The organism is Virgibacillus tibetensis (assembly GCF_036026595.1).
Lineage (GTDB): Bacteria > Bacillota > Bacilli > Bacillales > Amphibacillaceae > Virgibacillus_P > Virgibacillus_P tibetensis.
This window is the reverse complement of sequence record NZ_JARZFX010000001.1, coordinates 44,968-60,406: the sequence shown is the minus strand read 5'-3', so window position 1 is coordinate 60,406 and position 15,439 is coordinate 44,968. Positions and strand designations below refer to the sequence as shown.

19 protein-coding genes are annotated in these 15,439 nt (G+C 36.8%); 4 read left to right on the top strand and 15 right to left on the bottom strand.

Annotated elements, in window-relative coordinates; all coding sequences use genetic code 11:
* Window positions 1–4: 4 nt before the first annotated feature.
* The gene (locus QGM71_RS00305; protein ID WP_327605509.1) at window positions 5–415 is read right to left on the bottom strand and encodes a hypothetical protein; all 411 of its coding nucleotides are present in this window, start codon (window positions 413–415) and stop codon (window positions 5–7) included.
* Window positions 402–857, bottom strand: coding sequence for a type II secretion system protein (locus QGM71_RS00300; protein ID WP_327605508.1), 456 nt, complete (start codon window positions 855–857; stop codon window positions 402–404). The genes QGM71_RS00305 and QGM71_RS00300 overlap by 14 nt, the downstream gene beginning before the upstream one ends.
* Before the next feature lie 59 nt (window positions 858–916).
* Between QGM71_RS00300 and QGM71_RS00295 the strand changes: the two genes are divergently transcribed.
* The gene (locus QGM71_RS00295) at window positions 917–1,729 is read left to right on the top strand and encodes a type II secretion system protein (RefSeq protein ID WP_327605507.1); all 813 of its coding nucleotides are present in this window, start codon (window positions 917–919) and stop codon (window positions 1,727–1,729) included.
* Between the two features lie 31 nt (window positions 1,730–1,760).
* On the opposite strand, the gene QGM71_RS00290 is transcribed toward QGM71_RS00295, so the two are convergent.
* The gene (locus QGM71_RS00290; RefSeq protein ID WP_327605506.1) at window positions 1,761–2,441 is read right to left on the bottom strand and encodes a metal-dependent hydrolase; all 681 of its coding nucleotides are present in this window, start codon (window positions 2,439–2,441) and stop codon (window positions 1,761–1,763) included.
* 71 nt (window positions 2,442–2,512) lie between these two features.
* A complete protein-coding gene (locus QGM71_RS00285; RefSeq protein WP_327605505.1) occupies window positions 2,513–3,181 on the bottom strand; it encodes a PspA/IM30 family protein in 669 nt (222 codons plus the stop codon).
* Window positions 3,182–3,335: 154 nt separating this feature from the next.
* On the opposite strand from QGM71_RS00285, the gene QGM71_RS00280 reads away from it, so the two are divergent.
* On the top strand, window positions 3,336–4,433 hold the full coding sequence (locus QGM71_RS00280; RefSeq protein ID WP_327605504.1) for a M24 family metallopeptidase: 1,098 nt from the start codon (window positions 3,336–3,338) through the stop codon (window positions 4,431–4,433).
* A gap of 40 nt (window positions 4,434–4,473) precedes the next feature.
* Here the strand turns inward: QGM71_RS00280 and ald are convergent, their stop codons facing one another.
* On the bottom strand, window positions 4,474–5,592 hold the full coding sequence (ald, locus tag QGM71_RS00275) for an alanine dehydrogenase (protein WP_327605503.1): 1,119 nt from the start codon (window positions 5,590–5,592) through the stop codon (window positions 4,474–4,476).
* Between the two features lie 166 nt (window positions 5,593–5,758).
* Window positions 5,759–5,914, bottom strand: coding sequence for a hypothetical protein (locus tag QGM71_RS00270; RefSeq protein WP_327606414.1), 156 nt, complete (start codon window positions 5,912–5,914; stop codon window positions 5,759–5,761).
* A gap of 133 nt (window positions 5,915–6,047) precedes the next feature.
* Here QGM71_RS00270 and QGM71_RS00265 point away from each other — a divergent pair, with 133 nt between their 5' ends.
* The gene (locus tag QGM71_RS00265; protein ID WP_327605502.1) at window positions 6,048–6,476 is read left to right on the top strand and encodes a universal stress protein; all 429 of its coding nucleotides are present in this window, start codon (window positions 6,048–6,050) and stop codon (window positions 6,474–6,476) included.
* Window positions 6,477–6,513: 37 nt separating this feature from the next.
* Here the strand turns inward: QGM71_RS00265 and QGM71_RS00260 are convergent, their stop codons facing one another.
* From QGM71_RS00260 to QGM71_RS00235, 6 genes are all read right to left on the bottom strand, one after another.
* Entirely contained in the window at window positions 6,514–7,029 is a 516-nt protein-coding gene (locus tag QGM71_RS00260; protein WP_327605501.1) for a MogA/MoaB family molybdenum cofactor biosynthesis protein, read from the bottom strand.
* A 98-nt stretch (window positions 7,030–7,127) separates the two neighbouring features.
* The gene (locus QGM71_RS00255; protein WP_327605500.1) at window positions 7,128–8,309 is read right to left on the bottom strand and encodes an acetate kinase; all 1,182 of its coding nucleotides are present in this window, start codon (window positions 8,307–8,309) and stop codon (window positions 7,128–7,130) included.
* Between the two features lie 33 nt (window positions 8,310–8,342).
* Window positions 8,343–9,326 (bottom strand): class I SAM-dependent methyltransferase, encoded by a 984-nt coding sequence (locus QGM71_RS00250; RefSeq protein WP_327605499.1) that lies wholly within the window; start codon window positions 9,324–9,326, stop codon window positions 8,343–8,345.
* 241 nt (window positions 9,327–9,567) lie between these two features.
* Window positions 9,568–10,068: a thiol peroxidase gene (gene tpx / locus QGM71_RS00245; RefSeq protein WP_327605498.1), complete on the bottom strand. Its 501-nt coding sequence runs from the start codon at window positions 10,066–10,068 to the stop codon at window positions 9,568–9,570.
* Window positions 10,069–10,210: 142 nt separating this feature from the next.
* On the bottom strand, window positions 10,211–10,663 hold the full coding sequence (gene ytfJ / locus QGM71_RS00240; protein ID WP_327605497.1) for a GerW family sporulation protein: 453 nt from the start codon (window positions 10,661–10,663) through the stop codon (window positions 10,211–10,213).
* Window positions 10,664–10,675: 12 nt separating this feature from the next.
* Window positions 10,676–11,251 (bottom strand): DUF2953 domain-containing protein, encoded by a 576-nt coding sequence (locus tag QGM71_RS00235; protein WP_327605496.1) that lies wholly within the window; start codon window positions 11,249–11,251, stop codon window positions 10,676–10,678.
* Window positions 11,252–11,386: 135 nt separating this feature from the next.
* Here QGM71_RS00235 and QGM71_RS00230 point away from each other — a divergent pair, with 135 nt between their 5' ends.
* The gene (locus QGM71_RS00230; protein WP_407702983.1) at window positions 11,387–12,193 is read left to right on the top strand and encodes an NAD kinase; all 807 of its coding nucleotides are present in this window, start codon (window positions 11,387–11,389) and stop codon (window positions 12,191–12,193) included.
* Window positions 12,194–12,211: 18 nt separating this feature from the next.
* On the opposite strand, the gene QGM71_RS00225 is transcribed toward QGM71_RS00230, so the two are convergent.
* The 3 genes from QGM71_RS00225 to thiI form a co-directional block, all read right to left on the bottom strand.
* Window positions 12,212–13,813, bottom strand: coding sequence for an amidohydrolase (locus QGM71_RS00225; RefSeq protein ID WP_327605494.1), 1,602 nt, complete (start codon window positions 13,811–13,813; stop codon window positions 12,212–12,214).
* A gap of 106 nt (window positions 13,814–13,919) precedes the next feature.
* Window positions 13,920–14,120: an alpha/beta-type small acid-soluble spore protein gene (locus QGM71_RS00220; RefSeq protein ID WP_327605493.1), complete on the bottom strand. Its 201-nt coding sequence runs from the start codon at window positions 14,118–14,120 to the stop codon at window positions 13,920–13,922.
* 113 nt (window positions 14,121–14,233) lie between these two features.
* Complete coding sequence (thiI, locus tag QGM71_RS00215; protein ID WP_327605492.1) at window positions 14,234–15,436, bottom strand: tRNA uracil 4-sulfurtransferase ThiI; 1,203 nt, start codon at window positions 15,434–15,436, stop codon at window positions 14,234–14,236.
* Window positions 15,437–15,439 lie beyond the last annotated feature (3 nt).

Below are 15,439 nucleotides of genomic sequence, written 5' to 3'. Positions count from 1 at the left end.
CTTGTTATTCCCAATTGATAGTAATTTGGCTCTCTATTACTACATGTGCTCCAAATGCTTTTCCTATGCTCTTATAAGAAATAGATTCAGGGCGGTCATCCACTATAAATTCCTCAAAGCTAATTTCATAAGTTCTATCAGTCGAACCTATTTCTACAGGCCCTTCAGGAATTTCATTTTGTAAATATTCATTGAGAGGTAATTCACTTCTGGAAAACTCATTCAGTATAACTTCGACATAATCAATGCCCATACCCGCAATTAACCGGGCATCTATATTTTCTTCCATCGTTGTCACTTGTCTTGTTGTATTTATAATCTGGGTAAACTGAGCCATTATAAAAACAAGAAATAATGTGATTATCATCATGGTGAGCACTAGAGCTGCGCCTTTCTCGTTTCTATAGATCTTCATTTTCTTCACCTTTTATGTAAGTATACGATTCACTAATCAGCTTATCTTGCGAAAGGATTTGTATATTAGCACGGTATAATTCTATGTCATTAAAGCTAATCTCGCCACCCGCTATACCTTCTTTACATACATTTAAATCAACAGAATAAACGTTATCATTCAGTGGATATGATGACACATCATATAATGCTAGTGTGTTATTAGATGAACACATTGGTATAGAGCCCAAACTGTTACGAATAGTAGAAATGGTTATGTCATTGGCTGCCTGTTCTAATAGATTACTAGCACCCAACTCATCATCAACCTTCTTCGACCAGTTCATAACTTGAGGGAAAATTGGTAATAATACAGCAATAACCATTCCTAAAATGGCAATAGATGCTATAATTTCTACAATTGTAAAACCCTTACTATTTATTTTTTTGAATATAGTATACAATAGAATTCACACCTAACCGTGACTTTTATCCTATTATAACATTTATTGGATGTGTAAACATGAAATTCCAACAATATTCAAACGAAAAAGGAATGACTTTAATAGAGTTACTAGCAGCATTAAGCTTATTTGCTGTGGTTATTGCTCTTTCTTCTACAGTTATTGTTCAGTTGATAAGCAGCGAGGACAAAACGGCTGAAAATATAAAAACAAAACAGCATATGAATGTTTTGGTTAATGAATTAAGGTATCAATTCTATGATGATAATACACAACCTCTCTGTATAACTTCAGAAGAAGAAAGATTTTCTTTTAGTGAAGTAACCAATGGTGTATTAGAGGGTAAATGTATCGAGCTTGAAAATAGAGATTACCCTCTCTCATTCAAATTAAATTCTAAAGAAACTTCGATTAAGACTACTTTTAATAAGGCAGCACAATACGTGTTAGATATTAATAACGACCAAGATGGACCAGAAGAGAACCCTGAAGAATTTGAAGAATCCGAGAATAATATTGCATGTATATACAATGAAAATGTTAAATTTTTAGAGTTATTAAGAATCAAAAACAAGCAAAATGAAGACTGCGCAAATAACTATATCTTTCAAGAGAGTGCTGCCTTCCTAAATAGTGCTATTTTTCACAATAAGGTGTATGTAACTATCAAGAAAAATCTATATGTGCGGGGTGATATAAATTTTAATGGTAGTAAAGGAACAATTTGTGTACTGGGAAATGTTTTTTTTGAAGAAGAACAAGATAGTGGCAACTTTCAAATTGCAGTAGATAACATAACTATTGTCAGTGAGTGTCCCTCACCAAGCAATGACAACTCTGAACACATTTATGTTGTCAAAAACGAAGACTAATCCCGTAAGCTAAATAGCCTACGGGATTTAATTACAACTCTATCTCTTCTCCAACCTTCATCGCTCGACCTTCACCAGTTTTTACCTTCTCAGCAAATGCGTCCGCATCCTGCTCAATCACTGGAAATGTATTATAGTGTACAGGCACTACGATTTTGGCATTAATCCAGTCAGCAGCTATCAGAGCGTCTTCTGGGCCCATCGTAAAATTATCACCAATAGGAATAAATGCCACATCGATCTTATTCATTTCCCCGTACATTTTTAAATCTGTAAAAAGTGCTGTATCGCCAACATGATAAATTGTTTTATCTTCTATGGTCAATAAGATTCCACCAGGCATACCGCAGTAAATAAACGTGCCATCCTCTTCTGTATAAGACGAACCATGAAAGGCCTGCGTGAATTTCACACGTCCGAAATCAAATTCATGTGCCCCACCTATATGCATCGGATGTGTGTTCAATCCTTTACTTCCCAAATAAACAGCCAGCTCGTTTGGGGCAATGACAAGAGCATCATTCCGTTTAGCAATGTCAAATGTATCACCGACATGGTCATTATGTCCGTGCGTCAACAATATAACATCTGCTTCAACCGTCTGAGCGTCTAAGTCACACGCTTCATTACCCGAAATAAACGGATCAATTAAAATTTTATGTTTTGCTGTTTCAACTCTTACTACTGAGTGTCCATGATACGATACTTTCACGTAAACCTCTCCTTACCTTTGTTACTATTTGCTCAATAAAAGAGCATCCTTAGATCACATACCCGGTTTGATTATTTCTTATTCATTTTCTTTTTTAAAGCGGCCAACTCTTTATCTACATTACTCTCTTCCAGTTTTTCGAACTCATCATCCAGCGTACGCGCCGATTGTGATAGATCTTCTGATGTTTCTGATTCTGCCTCATATTGCATAACTTTCTCTTCCATACGTTCAAAGCCATGACGTGATTCGTTGCTACCAATAGAGGACATGGTACGATTCATTTTTGTTTTTGTTTTGGCAGTTTCAGCACGCGCCTTCAGGGCATCTTTTTTTAACTGCATTTGATTGTATTCCTTTTTCATTTCAGCTAGCTTCGCTTTAATTTCTGTTGAATCACTTTTTGCCTTTAACCATGATTCATTTAATTGTTCATATTGTTTTTCATTTCCCGATTTATCTTCTAATGCTCGACGCGCTAAATCGTCGTTGCCTGCTTCAATTGCTTTCTCTGCCTGATTCTGTCTTTTTTCTACTAATGCCTGAGCGTCATTTGCTTTTCGTTTTAGCATTTTTTCATTTGCAATTTGTTTCGCTACTGCTCCTTCTGCTTCCCTGATATCTGCTTCCATATCTCGCATAAACTGGTCCAGCATTTTAACTGGATCTTCAGCCTTATCCAACATAGCATTCAATTCAGAACCAACAACTGTTTTCATCCGTTTGAAAAATTTAAACATATAAATTCCTCCTTAGAATTTTAGTATTTTTAAAATACACTTATTATATAGTACGTCTATTCCCTATTTATAGTTTCATAAAAATACATTTTTATTAATTCCCGTATATCTCTGCTATAATAGCACCACAAATAAATTTCATGAGGTGAAACGAATGTCAGAACGTCTGGAATCGTTAATAAAGGAATTGAAACGGAATAATTTAGATAGCATGCTCATTACATCGAAAGCAAATTTTTATTATTTAAGCAACTATTATACAGAACCACATGAGCGTATTATAGCTGTATACGTAAGTACCTTACATGATCCCATACTAATTGTGCCTGCTATGGAAGTAGATGATGCAAAAGCAGCTGGATGGAATCATGAAATCATCAGTTACCACGATCATGAGAATCCATGGCAATTATTTTCAAACAAATTAAAAGCAATCGATAAGACCCCGCAAACAATTGGTCTTGAGCATGATCATATTACATTAGAACGCTATGAGGCAATTAAAGAGATCCTACCTAGTGCAACTATAACAGATGCTCAGGAAATAGTGGCAAACTTACGTGTTATTAAAAGTAAGGAAGAATATGAACTCATAAAAGAGGCCGCATCACTTGCAGACTTTGGAATAGAAACAGGTGTAAAATCGCTCCGGGAAGGCATCGGTGAACTGGAGGTTATCGCAACAATTGAATATGAATTAAAAAAACAAGGCATTCAGGAAATGTCTTTTAATACAATGGCATTATCCGGCACAAAAACAGCGTCTCCCCATGGAACCCCATCCATAAAGGAAATCATCTCAGGAGATATGGTATTGTTTGACCTGGGTGTTATATATAAAGGATATTGTTCAGATATTAGCAGAACAGTTGCCTTTAAATCTGTCACAGATCAGCAAAAAGACATTTACAATACGGTTTTAGCTGCTGAACAAAAATCGATTGATGCATCACAAATTGGTACACCAGTTGGAGAACTGGATCTAGCTGCCAGGAATCATATTGAAGAAGCAGGTTATGGAAAGTATTTCACGCACCGAATAGGTCATGGATTAGGCATACAAACACATGAATATCCTTCCATGCACAGTAATAATAACCTTCTACTTAAAGCAGGTATGTGCTACACCATTGAACCTGGTATTTATGTTCCCGAAATAGGTGGTGTAAGAATTGAAGATATGATCTTCATGACCGAAAATGGGCCGGAAATTCTAACCAAGTACCCTAAAGAATTACAGATAATCGAATGATAAAAAAAAGAGCACATCGTAAAATGTGCTCTTTTCATGTTTACTTTTGTAAAAGCATATGTGCGTCGTTAAATTCAAGTCCATGTGCTTCTGCTACGCCCTGATACGTTGTAAAGCCATCTAATGTATTGATTCCCTTCATCAATGCTTCGTTATCAAGACATGCTTGTTTAAAACCTTTATTAGCCAATTGCAATGCATAAGGAACCGTGACGTTTGTTAATCCAATTGTAGATGTACGTGGAACTGCTCCAGGCATGTTGGCAACTGAATAATGAACGACACCATGTTTTGTAAAGGTTGGATTGTCATGTGTTGTTATTCGATCACTGGTTTCAACAATGCCACCTTGATCAATCGCAACATCCACAATAACCGATCCTTCAGACATTGCTTGAACCATTTCTTCCGTTACTAATTTTGGTGCTTTCGCTCCAGGAATTAAAACTGCTCCAATTAATAAATCAGATTCCGCAACTGCTTCACTGATGTTTAACGGGTTGGACATCATCGTATTGATTGATGTACCAAAGATGTCATCTAATTGACGAAGACGTTCCGGGCTCAAGTCTATTATTGTAACATCAGCTCCTAACCCAACAGCTATTTTAGCAGCATTAGTACCTACTACCCCACCCCCAATTATTGTCACTTTTCCTCGTTTTACTCCTGGAATACCAGCAAGAAGAATACCTTTTCCTCCTTTTGGCTTCTCTAATATCTGTGCACCAATTTGTGCTGACATGCGTCCTGCTACTTCACTCATTGGTGTAAGTAATGGCAATGTCCTGTTTGGCAGCTGAACTGTTTCGTACGCTATACCCACAACTTTTTTATCGATTAACGCTTTTGTTAATTCAGGTTCTGCTGCAAGGTGTAAATATGCAAATAAAATTAGTCCTTCATAAAAATAACCGTATTCTTCGGGTAGTGGTTCTTTTACCTTCATAACCATCTCTTGTGACCAGGCTTCTTTAGCCGTAGAAGCAATAAAAGCACCTGCTTCTTTATATTGTTCATCTGTAAAACCTGAGCCCAAACCTGCACCTGTTTCGACGTATACATCGTGACCTGAACTTTTCAAGGTCAAAACTCCTGAAGGCGACATAGCAACCCTGTTTTCGTTATTCTTAATCTCTCTTGGTATTCCAATTCTCATCTTTGTACCTCCATTTTATCTTTCCTGTATTCTTCACATGTCTGAGCGTTCTTCATCTTAATAAATCATACCGGTAAAAAATTTATTCTATTCTAGATTACCAAATTATATAATGAAGGGAAAGCGAAAAATATTCCACCCTGTAATCAGGATGGAATATTTGCAATTATCTTTTGCGGTTATTGAAGGTATATATATTCTTATTATTATGAAGTTGCTCAACAACTCCACTTTGGTAGCTTTCATTCAGTTGATTTTGTACTGCAGCAATCCCACTAGTGTCTTCAATCAGCTGCTCTTGTTTTTTATTTTTCTTATCCAAGAATATCACCTCCATTTTTAGTGTATCCATAAAGTTGTCACTATCTCAAAAAATCTTTTTCCATTTTTAACAAAAGTTGATTGTTGCTGCTTGGATAAGGGTATATAATTAGTAGAGGAAGGGGAGATAAAACATGGAATATAAAAATATTGTTGTAGCAGTTGACGGTTCTGAGGCCTCTGAAAAAGCTTTCAAAAAATCATTGGATATAACCAAGCGCAATCATGCACGACTTATTCTTGCTCATGTAGTTGATTCCCGAACATTTGCCACAGCGGAAGCTTATGATCGCACACTTGCAGAACGTGCCGAGGAGTATGCAAAAGAACTACTGGATAGTTATGTTGAAAACGCAAAATCAGTTGGTGTCGAGGATTTGGTTAGGTGTGTTGAGTATGGTTCACCTAAAGTGAAAATCGCCAAGGACATTGCAAAGGATTTTGACGCAGACTTAATTATCTGTGGTGCTACTGGTATGAGTGCAGTAGAGCGATTTTTAATCGGTAGTGTCTCAGAAAGCATAACACGGTATGCTAACTGTGACGTGCTAGTGGTACGTTAATTTTTTATTGAGGTAGCGCTTCTTATACGAAGCGCTGCTATTTTTTTATGTCTTTTTTAATTTCATGGACAATATGGGATAATTCAGGAAGGATTAGTTTAACCATAGCCAGTCGTACCGCACCAGATGAACCTGGCGTTGAAAATATAGCAGTATCTTTGCGCACCCCTGCAATAGCTCTAGAAAGAATTGCTGCGGAGCCTATATCTTCCTGATAGCTTAACAATCTGAAAATCTCACCAAAACCTGGCATCTCCTTCTGAAGCATTTCTTTTACAGACTCTATTGTTACATCTCTATGTGCAATTCCTGTACCGCCATTTGTTATGACAACATCCACTTCGGGGTTTTCACATCCAGCTTCGATTATTTTCTTTATTTCATTTCGATCGTCTTTAATAATTTCTCTGTATTTAACCTTATGTCCCGCATTGTCCAGGAGTTCTGCCATCAAGTTGCCACTCTTATCTGTCTTTTTTGTTCTTGTATCACTGATTGTTATAATCATACAATTAACTACTTTCCGGTTCTTTTTATGTTCTTCAACCGACATCCTCTTTTTCCTCCCCATTATTTCGTTTTTATAACTGTATAAAAAAAGGTTTTGCCATGGATAACCATATCAAAACCTCATTGTTTAACATAATCTTTCTAAGTTAATCTAACCGTATCCCTTGCAATCATGACTTCTTCATTGGTTGGAATAACAATTACCTTAACTGGAGAATGAGGATAATTAATAAATTGCTCTTTTCCCCGAACTTTATTTAAGGCAGGATCCCAGTATATACCCATGAATTCCAAGCCCCTCAATACCTTCTCCCTGACGATGTCACTATTTTCGCCAACACCCGCCGTAAAGATGATTGCATCCACACCAGACATTTTTGCAGCATAAGAGCCTAAATATTTATGAATTCTCCCGGCAAAAACCTCTAATGCCAGCTCAGCACGCTTGTTTGTCTCAGCCTCTTGTTCAATATCTCTTAAGTCACTGGAAAAACCAGAAAGGGCAAGCATTCCACTTTTTTTATTTAAAACATTAATTACTTCTTCCACCTTTTTACCTGTTTTATTCATAATATAAGGGATTAAGGCAGGGTCAATATTGCCCGATCTCGTGCCCATTGTTACTCCTGCTAATGGGGTAAAGCCCATTGAAGTGTCAATTGATTCACCATTTTGGATAGCAGCAATACTTGCTCCGTTACCTAAATGACAAGAAATCAAACGAAGCTGCTTTAATGGTACTCCTATTAATTCAGCTGCACGTTGTGATACGTATTTATGTGAGGTACCATGGAAACCATATTTTCGGATTCCGTATTCTTTATAATATTCATATGGCAAGCTGTATAAGTAGGACGATTCCGGCATCGTTTGATGGAATGCCGTATCAAACACTGCTACCATAGGCACATTAGGTAAAATGGCTTTAAACGCATGAATACCCGTCAAGTTAGCAGGGTTATGCAGTGGTGCCAATTCGGATACCTCATCAATAATTCGAATTACTTCATCGGTTATTTTTACAGAATCACTAAAACGTTCCCCACCATGAACGACACGGTGTCCAACTGCATCAATTTCATCCAGGGTTTGAATTACCCCAGATGTTGTGAGAGCATTCAAGAGCCTTTTTACAGCTTCCCCATGATCAGGGATATCACTTACTACCTTTTCCTTGTTTTCGTTAACTTCCAAAGTAAACACTGAATCACTTATACCAATACGCTCAACCAACCCTTTTGCAGTAACTTTTTCTTCTGGCATCTGGATTAATTGAAACTTTAAAGAAGAACTACCAGCATTTATAGCTAACACATTACTCATAGATGTATAACTCCTTTATTTAATGACCCGTGTTTAGTCAGCCTTGTATGTTTTAAACCACGAGTTCATCTGTTCTAGAATATCTTCCATGCCTTTTGTATTTTTAAACGACGGCATCTTCACTAACAATGGCTGCTTTGGAGCACTTGTATTTTGCCCCTTCTTTTGCAGGATTAAAATACTCTTGATGTTCTTTTCTGATTTAAACGCACTTTCAGGTAAACGGATAACCCCGACAATATGTGCATTCCCCTGAATATACCGATGAAGTTTGTCAGATTGATCGCTATCAAACAAAAAGTCGGGAATTACAAATAATAAATAACCCCCATCTACTGTATAATTCATACTTTGCTCAATAAATAAATGATGAGCATAGGAATGTCCTTCATCTGCTTTAAGTTCATATTCTGTTGCTGTAATATCATCGGGATAATATCCAACAGGTAAGTCTGCAACGATCAGATCAACAGGATCCATCAGGAATGGACGTAAGCTGTCCTGATGAAAAAACTCTATCTTTTTTTGCTGCAGATTCGCATTCAGTACTGCTAGCTGGATCAGCGTCGGGTCCACCTCACTTGCATAGGTCACCACCTGTTGTTTCAGTAGCCCTAGAACAGTTGTTATTAGATTTCCTGTTCCACTTGCAGGATCAAAAACACGAAGATGTTCTTTATCCTGTGTGACTTTATCTGCAAGGTAGCCAACTAGCAACGCAACTGTTTCAGGCGTCATTAAGTGTTGTTGCTGTGTTGAATCTTTCATTCCCTTTAAAATTGCTAATTGGGTTGCTTTGCGAATTTCATCTACTTTAAAAGTCGAGAGATCAATATCTTTCAAAACAGCCTGTAACTTATGAGTAATTATATCATCCAGCTCTTCTGAGATACTTTGGTGAAAAAGCATTTCCATGGTTAATCCTAAACTGTCTAAATATGGTTCTTTTACTTGCTCCTGTATTAATTCCGTCGTATTGTTCATCCATTCATATAATAGTTCTACATTTGATTTCATGTCATAAATCCTCTCCATTCGGCTCCATATAAAGCGTATCTATTGTACCAAAGTAAACAGGTATATGTACAAAATTATGGCACCGGGGCTGTGCTATGGAAATAAAGTAATGGTCCGGATTCGTATTACTAGTATTAACTGTATACTAGTTCCTTATGGGTGTGTCGAGGTAAATCATATTGACTGTTTATTATTAAAAACTCTCCCTCACAATTAACAGCGAGGGAGAATTATGTGAATTCTATTCAGCTTTGCCCGCAGCTTCCAAAGCTTTATCATAATCGGGGTGATTGGTGTTCTCTGAAACATACTCGGCATAAGTAATCCTGTTATTAGAATCAACAACAAATATTGATCTAGTAAGTAACCGCATTTCCTTAATTAATACACCGTATTTTTCTCCGAAATCAGCATCTCGGTGATCGGACAATGTGTCCAGTTTCGTAATATCATGCTTTTTCACCCAACGTTTTTGAGCAAAAGGCAAATCCATACTAACTGTTAGTACTTTCACGTTTCCGATTTTATCTGCTTCTTCATTAAATCTTTTTGTTTGATCAGCACATACACCAGTATCAATAGATGGGACTACACTAATTAATTTAACTGAACCTTTGTAATCATCCAGTGTAACCTTTTCCAAGCCATTTGAAAGTACGGTAAATTCAGGTGCCTGATCACCTGCCTTTAGTTCGTTTCCCATTAGTGTGACAGGATCTTGATGGAATGTAACATTAGCCATATGAATCATTCCTCCTCCTAAAAAATTGTCTACTCTCTAATTATGAATAGATAACTTGAACATGTCCACTATTTCACATTTTAAACATGTATTGGTGTCGCAGTAATGAATATTCCCGGCATTTTACCATTCAAAACTAAAATTATATATCATACTGTGTTGAACTACGTGAATTGCGCTTCTGTTCTTTATTTCTTGATTGATTCGTTTGACCTGATTCCTTGATTATTTGCTGTACCTTGTCTACTACCTGTGGAGCGAAATCAAGCATTTTCTCATATAAGTGTGTGTGTTGATCCAAATGAACCATCTTTATCCCTTTGTCACTTACAATCAGAAATGCAACTGGAGTTATAGAAACCCCACCTCCGCTTCCCCCACCAAACGGCAATTCAGATTCGGAATCTCCCTGACTATTACTGGAACTAAATTCGCTGCCTCCAGCTGCAAAACCAAATCCCAGTTTTGATACGGGAATAATAACACTTCCATCTGGGGATTCTACGGGATCACCAATTATAGTATTTACCTCAATCATACCTTTTAAGTTTTCCATCGCTGTTGTCATTAAGCCCTGAATTGGATGTTCTTCCATTATGATCCTCCTTTAAATAACTGCCTTATTTTTTATTGGATATAGCCGTATTACCTTAATAAGTGCGTGTATAGCATGTCCGATTTTTATCGATATCATACAGTCAAAATTAGATTGAAAAAATCTATTTTGGTAATGAGGAATAACTTCTACTACTGGCTTGCATACCAAATTGCTTCTTTCTTTAAGAATACCAATCAGCATATATTTAACTGTCCAAGTACCACCTGTCGCAATGCCAGTAGTACTTGCATCACCAGTGCCTCCTCTTGTGATCCATACTAGCTTATGGAATTGGGATTTTTTTAATATCGTATTGGTATAACTATTTACTTTACGCATCATATGAATGGAGTGATGGATGCGGGCTGATAAATTGTCATAATTGAGTTCACCTATCAACTCAGTTACGTCCGTGTTATTCTCATTAATCGGCACCCTTTTTGTAAAAATGGGTATGCGTAACACAGTAGCAGTGATCCCAATAAAGCGTTCATTTGGTGTGTATGTAAAGTTGCAAGTAAAATAAACCCGTGAAAATAAAATGATAAATAGTAGAATCAAAAACACAAGAAAAAGCCATAGCATGATTCCCAACTCCTTTCTGGAATTCATTTTATTTTGCTGCATATCTCATTATTTACTCTTAATTATGACAATTTATTAGGAGATGGCTGAATAAAATGATAAAATTAATTTAATTCAAACACAGCATGGGAGGTTATGTTAGTGACCAATCGACGAAATATGTTCTTTTATTACAAAAAAGAAAAAGAAATCGAACATAAATTACAGGCTCTTTTTAGTTTGGCACGTCAAAATGGCTTCTCCATCGTTGAGGATGCTAAAGATGCTACCATTATTATTAGCGTCGGTGGCGATGGCGCTTTTTTACAAGCTGTAAGAAAGACAGGTTTTCGAGAAGACTGTTTATATACAGGAATAACACAAGCAGAAGAGTCAGGGCTATACTGTGATTTTAATATGGATAATTTTGATGAAATGCTTCACAGTATGGTACATGAAGAGATGGAAGTTCGCCGCTTTCCAGTAATAAATGTTTTGGTTAATGGAGAAACATCATTTGAGTGTTTAAATGAAGTAAGTGTCCGCTCAACAATTATTAAATCGATTGTTATTGATGTCCACATTGATGACATGCACTTTGAAACATTCCGGGGAGATGGTTTAATTATAGCAACTCCAACTGGAAGTACAGGCTATAATAAATCAACAAATGGCGCAGTTATTGACCCTATAATACCTTGCTTTCAAGTATCTGAACTTGCCTCTATAAACAATAATAGGTATCGGACACTAGGATCTTCTTTTGTACTAAGTCAGGATCGTCAACTTTCATTAAAGATTATTCAGGATGGGAATGACTACCCTATCATCGGCCTGGACAACGAAGCATATTCGATACGAAATATCCAAAACATTGCCGTGACATTAAGTAATAAAGTGGTTAAAACTGTAAAGCTTAAAAACAACTCTTACTGGGACCGCGTGAAGCGAACATTTTTATAAAAAAAGTAGAATCCTTCTTTAGTAAGAAGGATTCTTTTCATATACAATTTCGCCGTCAATTACAGTCATCTCTACTTTTATATCATGAATGTAATTTGGATCGACTTGGAATATATCTTCTGCCAAAATTGTAAAATCGGCTTTGTAGTTTTCAGCTATAATACCCCTTACAGATTCCTGATTAATAGCATAGGCACTGCCAATAGTATAAAGCTGTATTGCTTCAAATACGGATAATCTTTCATCAGGACTATAAACTTCTCCATTATAAGTTGATTTACGCAGTACAGCGGCCTGGATGCCCAGCAAAGGATCCACCTCTTCGATGGGAGCATCAGACCCGCCAGCACAATGTATGTGATTAGTAAGTAACGTCTTCCAAGCATAAGCAAGTTGCATTCTATTTTCTCCAACCCGGTCAATTACCCACGGGAAATCAGAACTTACAAATGATGGCTGGATATCAATTACAACAGATAACTCCTTTAAAAGCTCTAGTGTTTCTTCGTTTAAGATCTGCCCATGAATAATTCTATCCCTTGCACCATTTTTAGTTGGATATTTCTGAATTACTTCTGCTATTTCAGCTACAGCTTTATCACCAATTGCATGAACAGCAATTGGTAAATCATGTAGCCGTGCTTCCTTAACAATCGCTTCCAGTCGTTCTCTGCTATGTATTGCAACACCTTTATTTCCGGTATCATCTGCGTAATCTTCCGTTAACCAGGCCGTTCTACCTCCAATAGCTCCATCAGAAAAAATTTTAACTGCACCCAATTCTACATACCTTGTACCATCCAAATAGCCTAAGTTCTGTTCCACCATGGCTGGCAGTACTTCATGATGGACCAATAAATGGGCTTTAAACCTCTTTTCTCCCCCATTTATTGCATTCTTAAAAGATTCGTAAGTTTTTCTAAAGCCCCCGTAGTAGTTAAGATCTTCGCTGTGTCCACCCACTAGACCTTTAGAAAGAAGATCGTCAACAGCAATCCTAATTATTTGTTCTAAATACTTTTGAGATACACTAGGCATCGCCTTTTTAATTAGATCTTGCGCAGTATCAAGAAAATAACCCGTAGTGCTCCCGGTTTTATCTCTAACAATAATTCCGCCTTGTGGGTTTGCTGTATTTTTATTTATATTTGATAGTTCAATTGCTTTTGAATTAGTTATAATGGCATGTCTGCACACCCTTGTGAGCATTATAGGATTTATTTTACTTATTTTATCCAATTCTGATTTATGTATAATGGATGTATCTTCCCATTGATTTTCATTCCAACCTTCACCTAGCAGCCACTCATCTTCCGATAAATTTGCTGTACGATTTTCCAGCGCTTCCAACACCTCACCAGCTGACTTCATTTGGGATAAATCCAATCGGAGTAATTTTTCACCATGCCCAATTATATGTAAATGACTGTCAACAAAACCGGGAAGCATTGTCTTCCCATACAGGTTAATTTCCTGATGAATTTGCTCATAATAGGTGTGGTATAATTTTTCATATGTACCTACAGCTTTAATAATATCATTTTCTGTAAAGACTGCCTCCACTGCTTCCCCTTCATTCTCTAATGTATAAATCTGTCCACCGAACCATAATATCCCCATATGTTAATCTCCTTTAAGTAACACTTTACTTTGATAAAGTTTTTTTATCAAGATAAAAATCAAGGGCTATCCCTTAAAAAGGAATAGCCTGTTAGCCATATTATTGTTATTGAGATCCACCGAATTGCTGTTCAGCCATCTGAACAAGACGTTTTGTAATTTCTCCACCAACAGAACCGTTAGCACGAGAAGTTGAATCAGCACCAAGCTGCACACCGAATTCTTGAGCAATCTCCGTTTTCATCTGATCTAAAGCTTGCTGAACACCAGGAACTACTAATTGGTTTGAATTATTATTATTAGCCATGTTAGTTCACCTCCTTGGTACCTTTATAATGTGTAACAAGGGAGGAAAACATTCATAATTAAAATTGGTAGTTGTTGTTATAATATCCTTGTTTTTTAGTTTCGGGAAATTTATTATAGAAGGTCTTCAAATTTACTCTCAATATCCTTTTTATCGGTCACTTTCATAACCTCTATACCCGATACAGCTTCTTCTATCAATTGTGTGAAATCAGTTTTTGTTTCAAATTGATTAGCTTTATCACGTCTGGGCTTTGTTTTTGGAGACTTTGGTACAAATATTGTACAGCAATCTTCGTATGGCAAAATCGATGTTTCATACGTGCCAATTTTTTTAGAAATAGCAATAATCTCCGTCTTATCCATTGTAACCAACGGACGAATTACTGGATAGTTTGTAACCTCATTAATTGTATTCATACTCTCCATTGTTTGGCTGGCAACTTGCCCAAGGTTTTCACCAGTTGTCATGGATAAGATTGATTCTTTATCACACACTAGCTGACTAATCCGCATCATCATACGACGCATGATTGTCATCGCATACCCATCAGGCATTTCCCGAAAAATCTCTTGTTGGAGTTTGGTAAAGGGTACGATGTGCACCTTGACAGAAGTCCCATACTTAGTCAACTGCTTCGCTAAATCAAGTACTTTATCCTTCGCCCGCTCACTTGTAAAAGGTGGCGAATGAAAATGAATCGCCTCTATTTGAACGCCACGCTTCATAGCTAAATAACCTGCTACCGGACTGTCAATACCTCCAGATAGGAGCAATAGTGACTTACCTGAAGTACCAACTGGTAATCCGCCAAGTCCAGACACAACACTTGAGGTAATATAAGTAGCTTCCAATCTTGTTTCTACTTTTATCTCTATGTCGGGGTTATGGACATCTACAAGAATACCTTCTGTATGCGAAAGTAGATGACCACCTAGAACTTGATTCATTTCTTGAGAACGCAATGGGAAGTTTTTGTTAATTCTCCTGGAAGACACCTTAAATGTGGATGCATTTTCTGCATTTTTTAATGCAAATAATGCTGCTTCCTTTATGTGCTCTACCTCATTTTCAACTTTTACGGCCAGACTGAGACTTTGAATCCCAAAGATATTTTTACATTTTTCAATTATGGGGTCCGGTTCATGTCCATTTAGTAAAACAAACATTCTTCCTTGTGTGCGTTTAACCTTTGCTGCTGGAAATTCTTTAAGTTTCTGCTGAATGTTTTCTTGTAGCTTTATGATGAATTTTTTAATATTTTTCCCTTTTAATGCCATTTCTCCATAGCGGATTAATATATGGTCATACTGCATAAT

What these genes read in the sequence shown, in the direction of transcription:
- QGM71_RS00230 (WP_407702983.1), top strand. Translation starts at nt 11,387, where the DNA reads ATGTTAGTGACCAATCGACGAAATATGTTCTTTTATTACAAAAAAGAA.
- ald (WP_327605503.1), bottom strand. Translation starts at nt 5,592, where the DNA reads ATGAGAATTGGAATACCAAGAGAGATTAAGAATAACGAAAACAGGGTT.
- tpx (WP_327605498.1), bottom strand. Translation starts at nt 10,068, where the DNA reads ATGGCTAATGTTACATTCCATCAAGATCCTGTCACACTAATGGGAAAC.
- QGM71_RS00260 (WP_327605501.1), bottom strand. Translation starts at nt 7,029, where the DNA reads ATGTCGGTTGAAGAACATAAAAAGAACCGGAAAGTAGTTAATTGTATG.
- ytfJ (WP_327605497.1), bottom strand. Translation starts at nt 10,663, where the DNA reads ATGGAAGAACATCCAATTCAGGGCTTAATGACAACAGCGATGGAAAAC.
- QGM71_RS00250 (WP_327605499.1), bottom strand. Translation starts at nt 9,326, where the DNA reads ATGAAATCAAATGTAGAACTATTATATGAATGGATGAACAATACGACG.
- QGM71_RS00225 (WP_327605494.1), bottom strand. Translation starts at nt 13,813, where the DNA reads ATGGGGATATTATGGTTCGGTGGACAGATTTATACATTAGAGAATGAA.
- thiI (WP_327605492.1), bottom strand. Translation starts at nt 15,436, where the DNA reads ATGCAGTATGACCATATATTAATCCGCTATGGAGAAATGGCATTAAAA.
- QGM71_RS00220 (WP_327605493.1), bottom strand. Translation starts at nt 14,120, where the DNA reads ATGGCTAATAATAATAATTCAAACCAATTAGTAGTTCCTGGTGTTCAG.
- QGM71_RS00305 (WP_327605509.1), bottom strand. Translation starts at nt 415, where the DNA reads ATGAAGATCTATAGAAACGAGAAAGGCGCAGCTCTAGTGCTCACCATG.
- QGM71_RS00280 (WP_327605504.1), top strand. Translation starts at nt 3,336, where the DNA reads ATGTCAGAACGTCTGGAATCGTTAATAAAGGAATTGAAACGGAATAAT.
- QGM71_RS00235 (WP_327605496.1), bottom strand. Translation starts at nt 11,251, where the DNA reads ATGCTATGGCTTTTTCTTGTGTTTTTGATTCTACTATTTATCATTTTA.
- QGM71_RS00255 (WP_327605500.1), bottom strand. Translation starts at nt 8,309, where the DNA reads ATGAGTAATGTGTTAGCTATAAATGCTGGTAGTTCTTCTTTAAAGTTT.
- QGM71_RS00265 (WP_327605502.1), top strand. Translation starts at nt 6,048, where the DNA reads ATGGAATATAAAAATATTGTTGTAGCAGTTGACGGTTCTGAGGCCTCT.
- QGM71_RS00295 (WP_327605507.1), top strand. Translation starts at nt 917, where the DNA reads ATGAAATTCCAACAATATTCAAACGAAAAAGGAATGACTTTAATAGAG.
- QGM71_RS00285 (WP_327605505.1), bottom strand. Translation starts at nt 3,181, where the DNA reads ATGTTTAAATTTTTCAAACGGATGAAAACAGTTGTTGGTTCTGAATTG.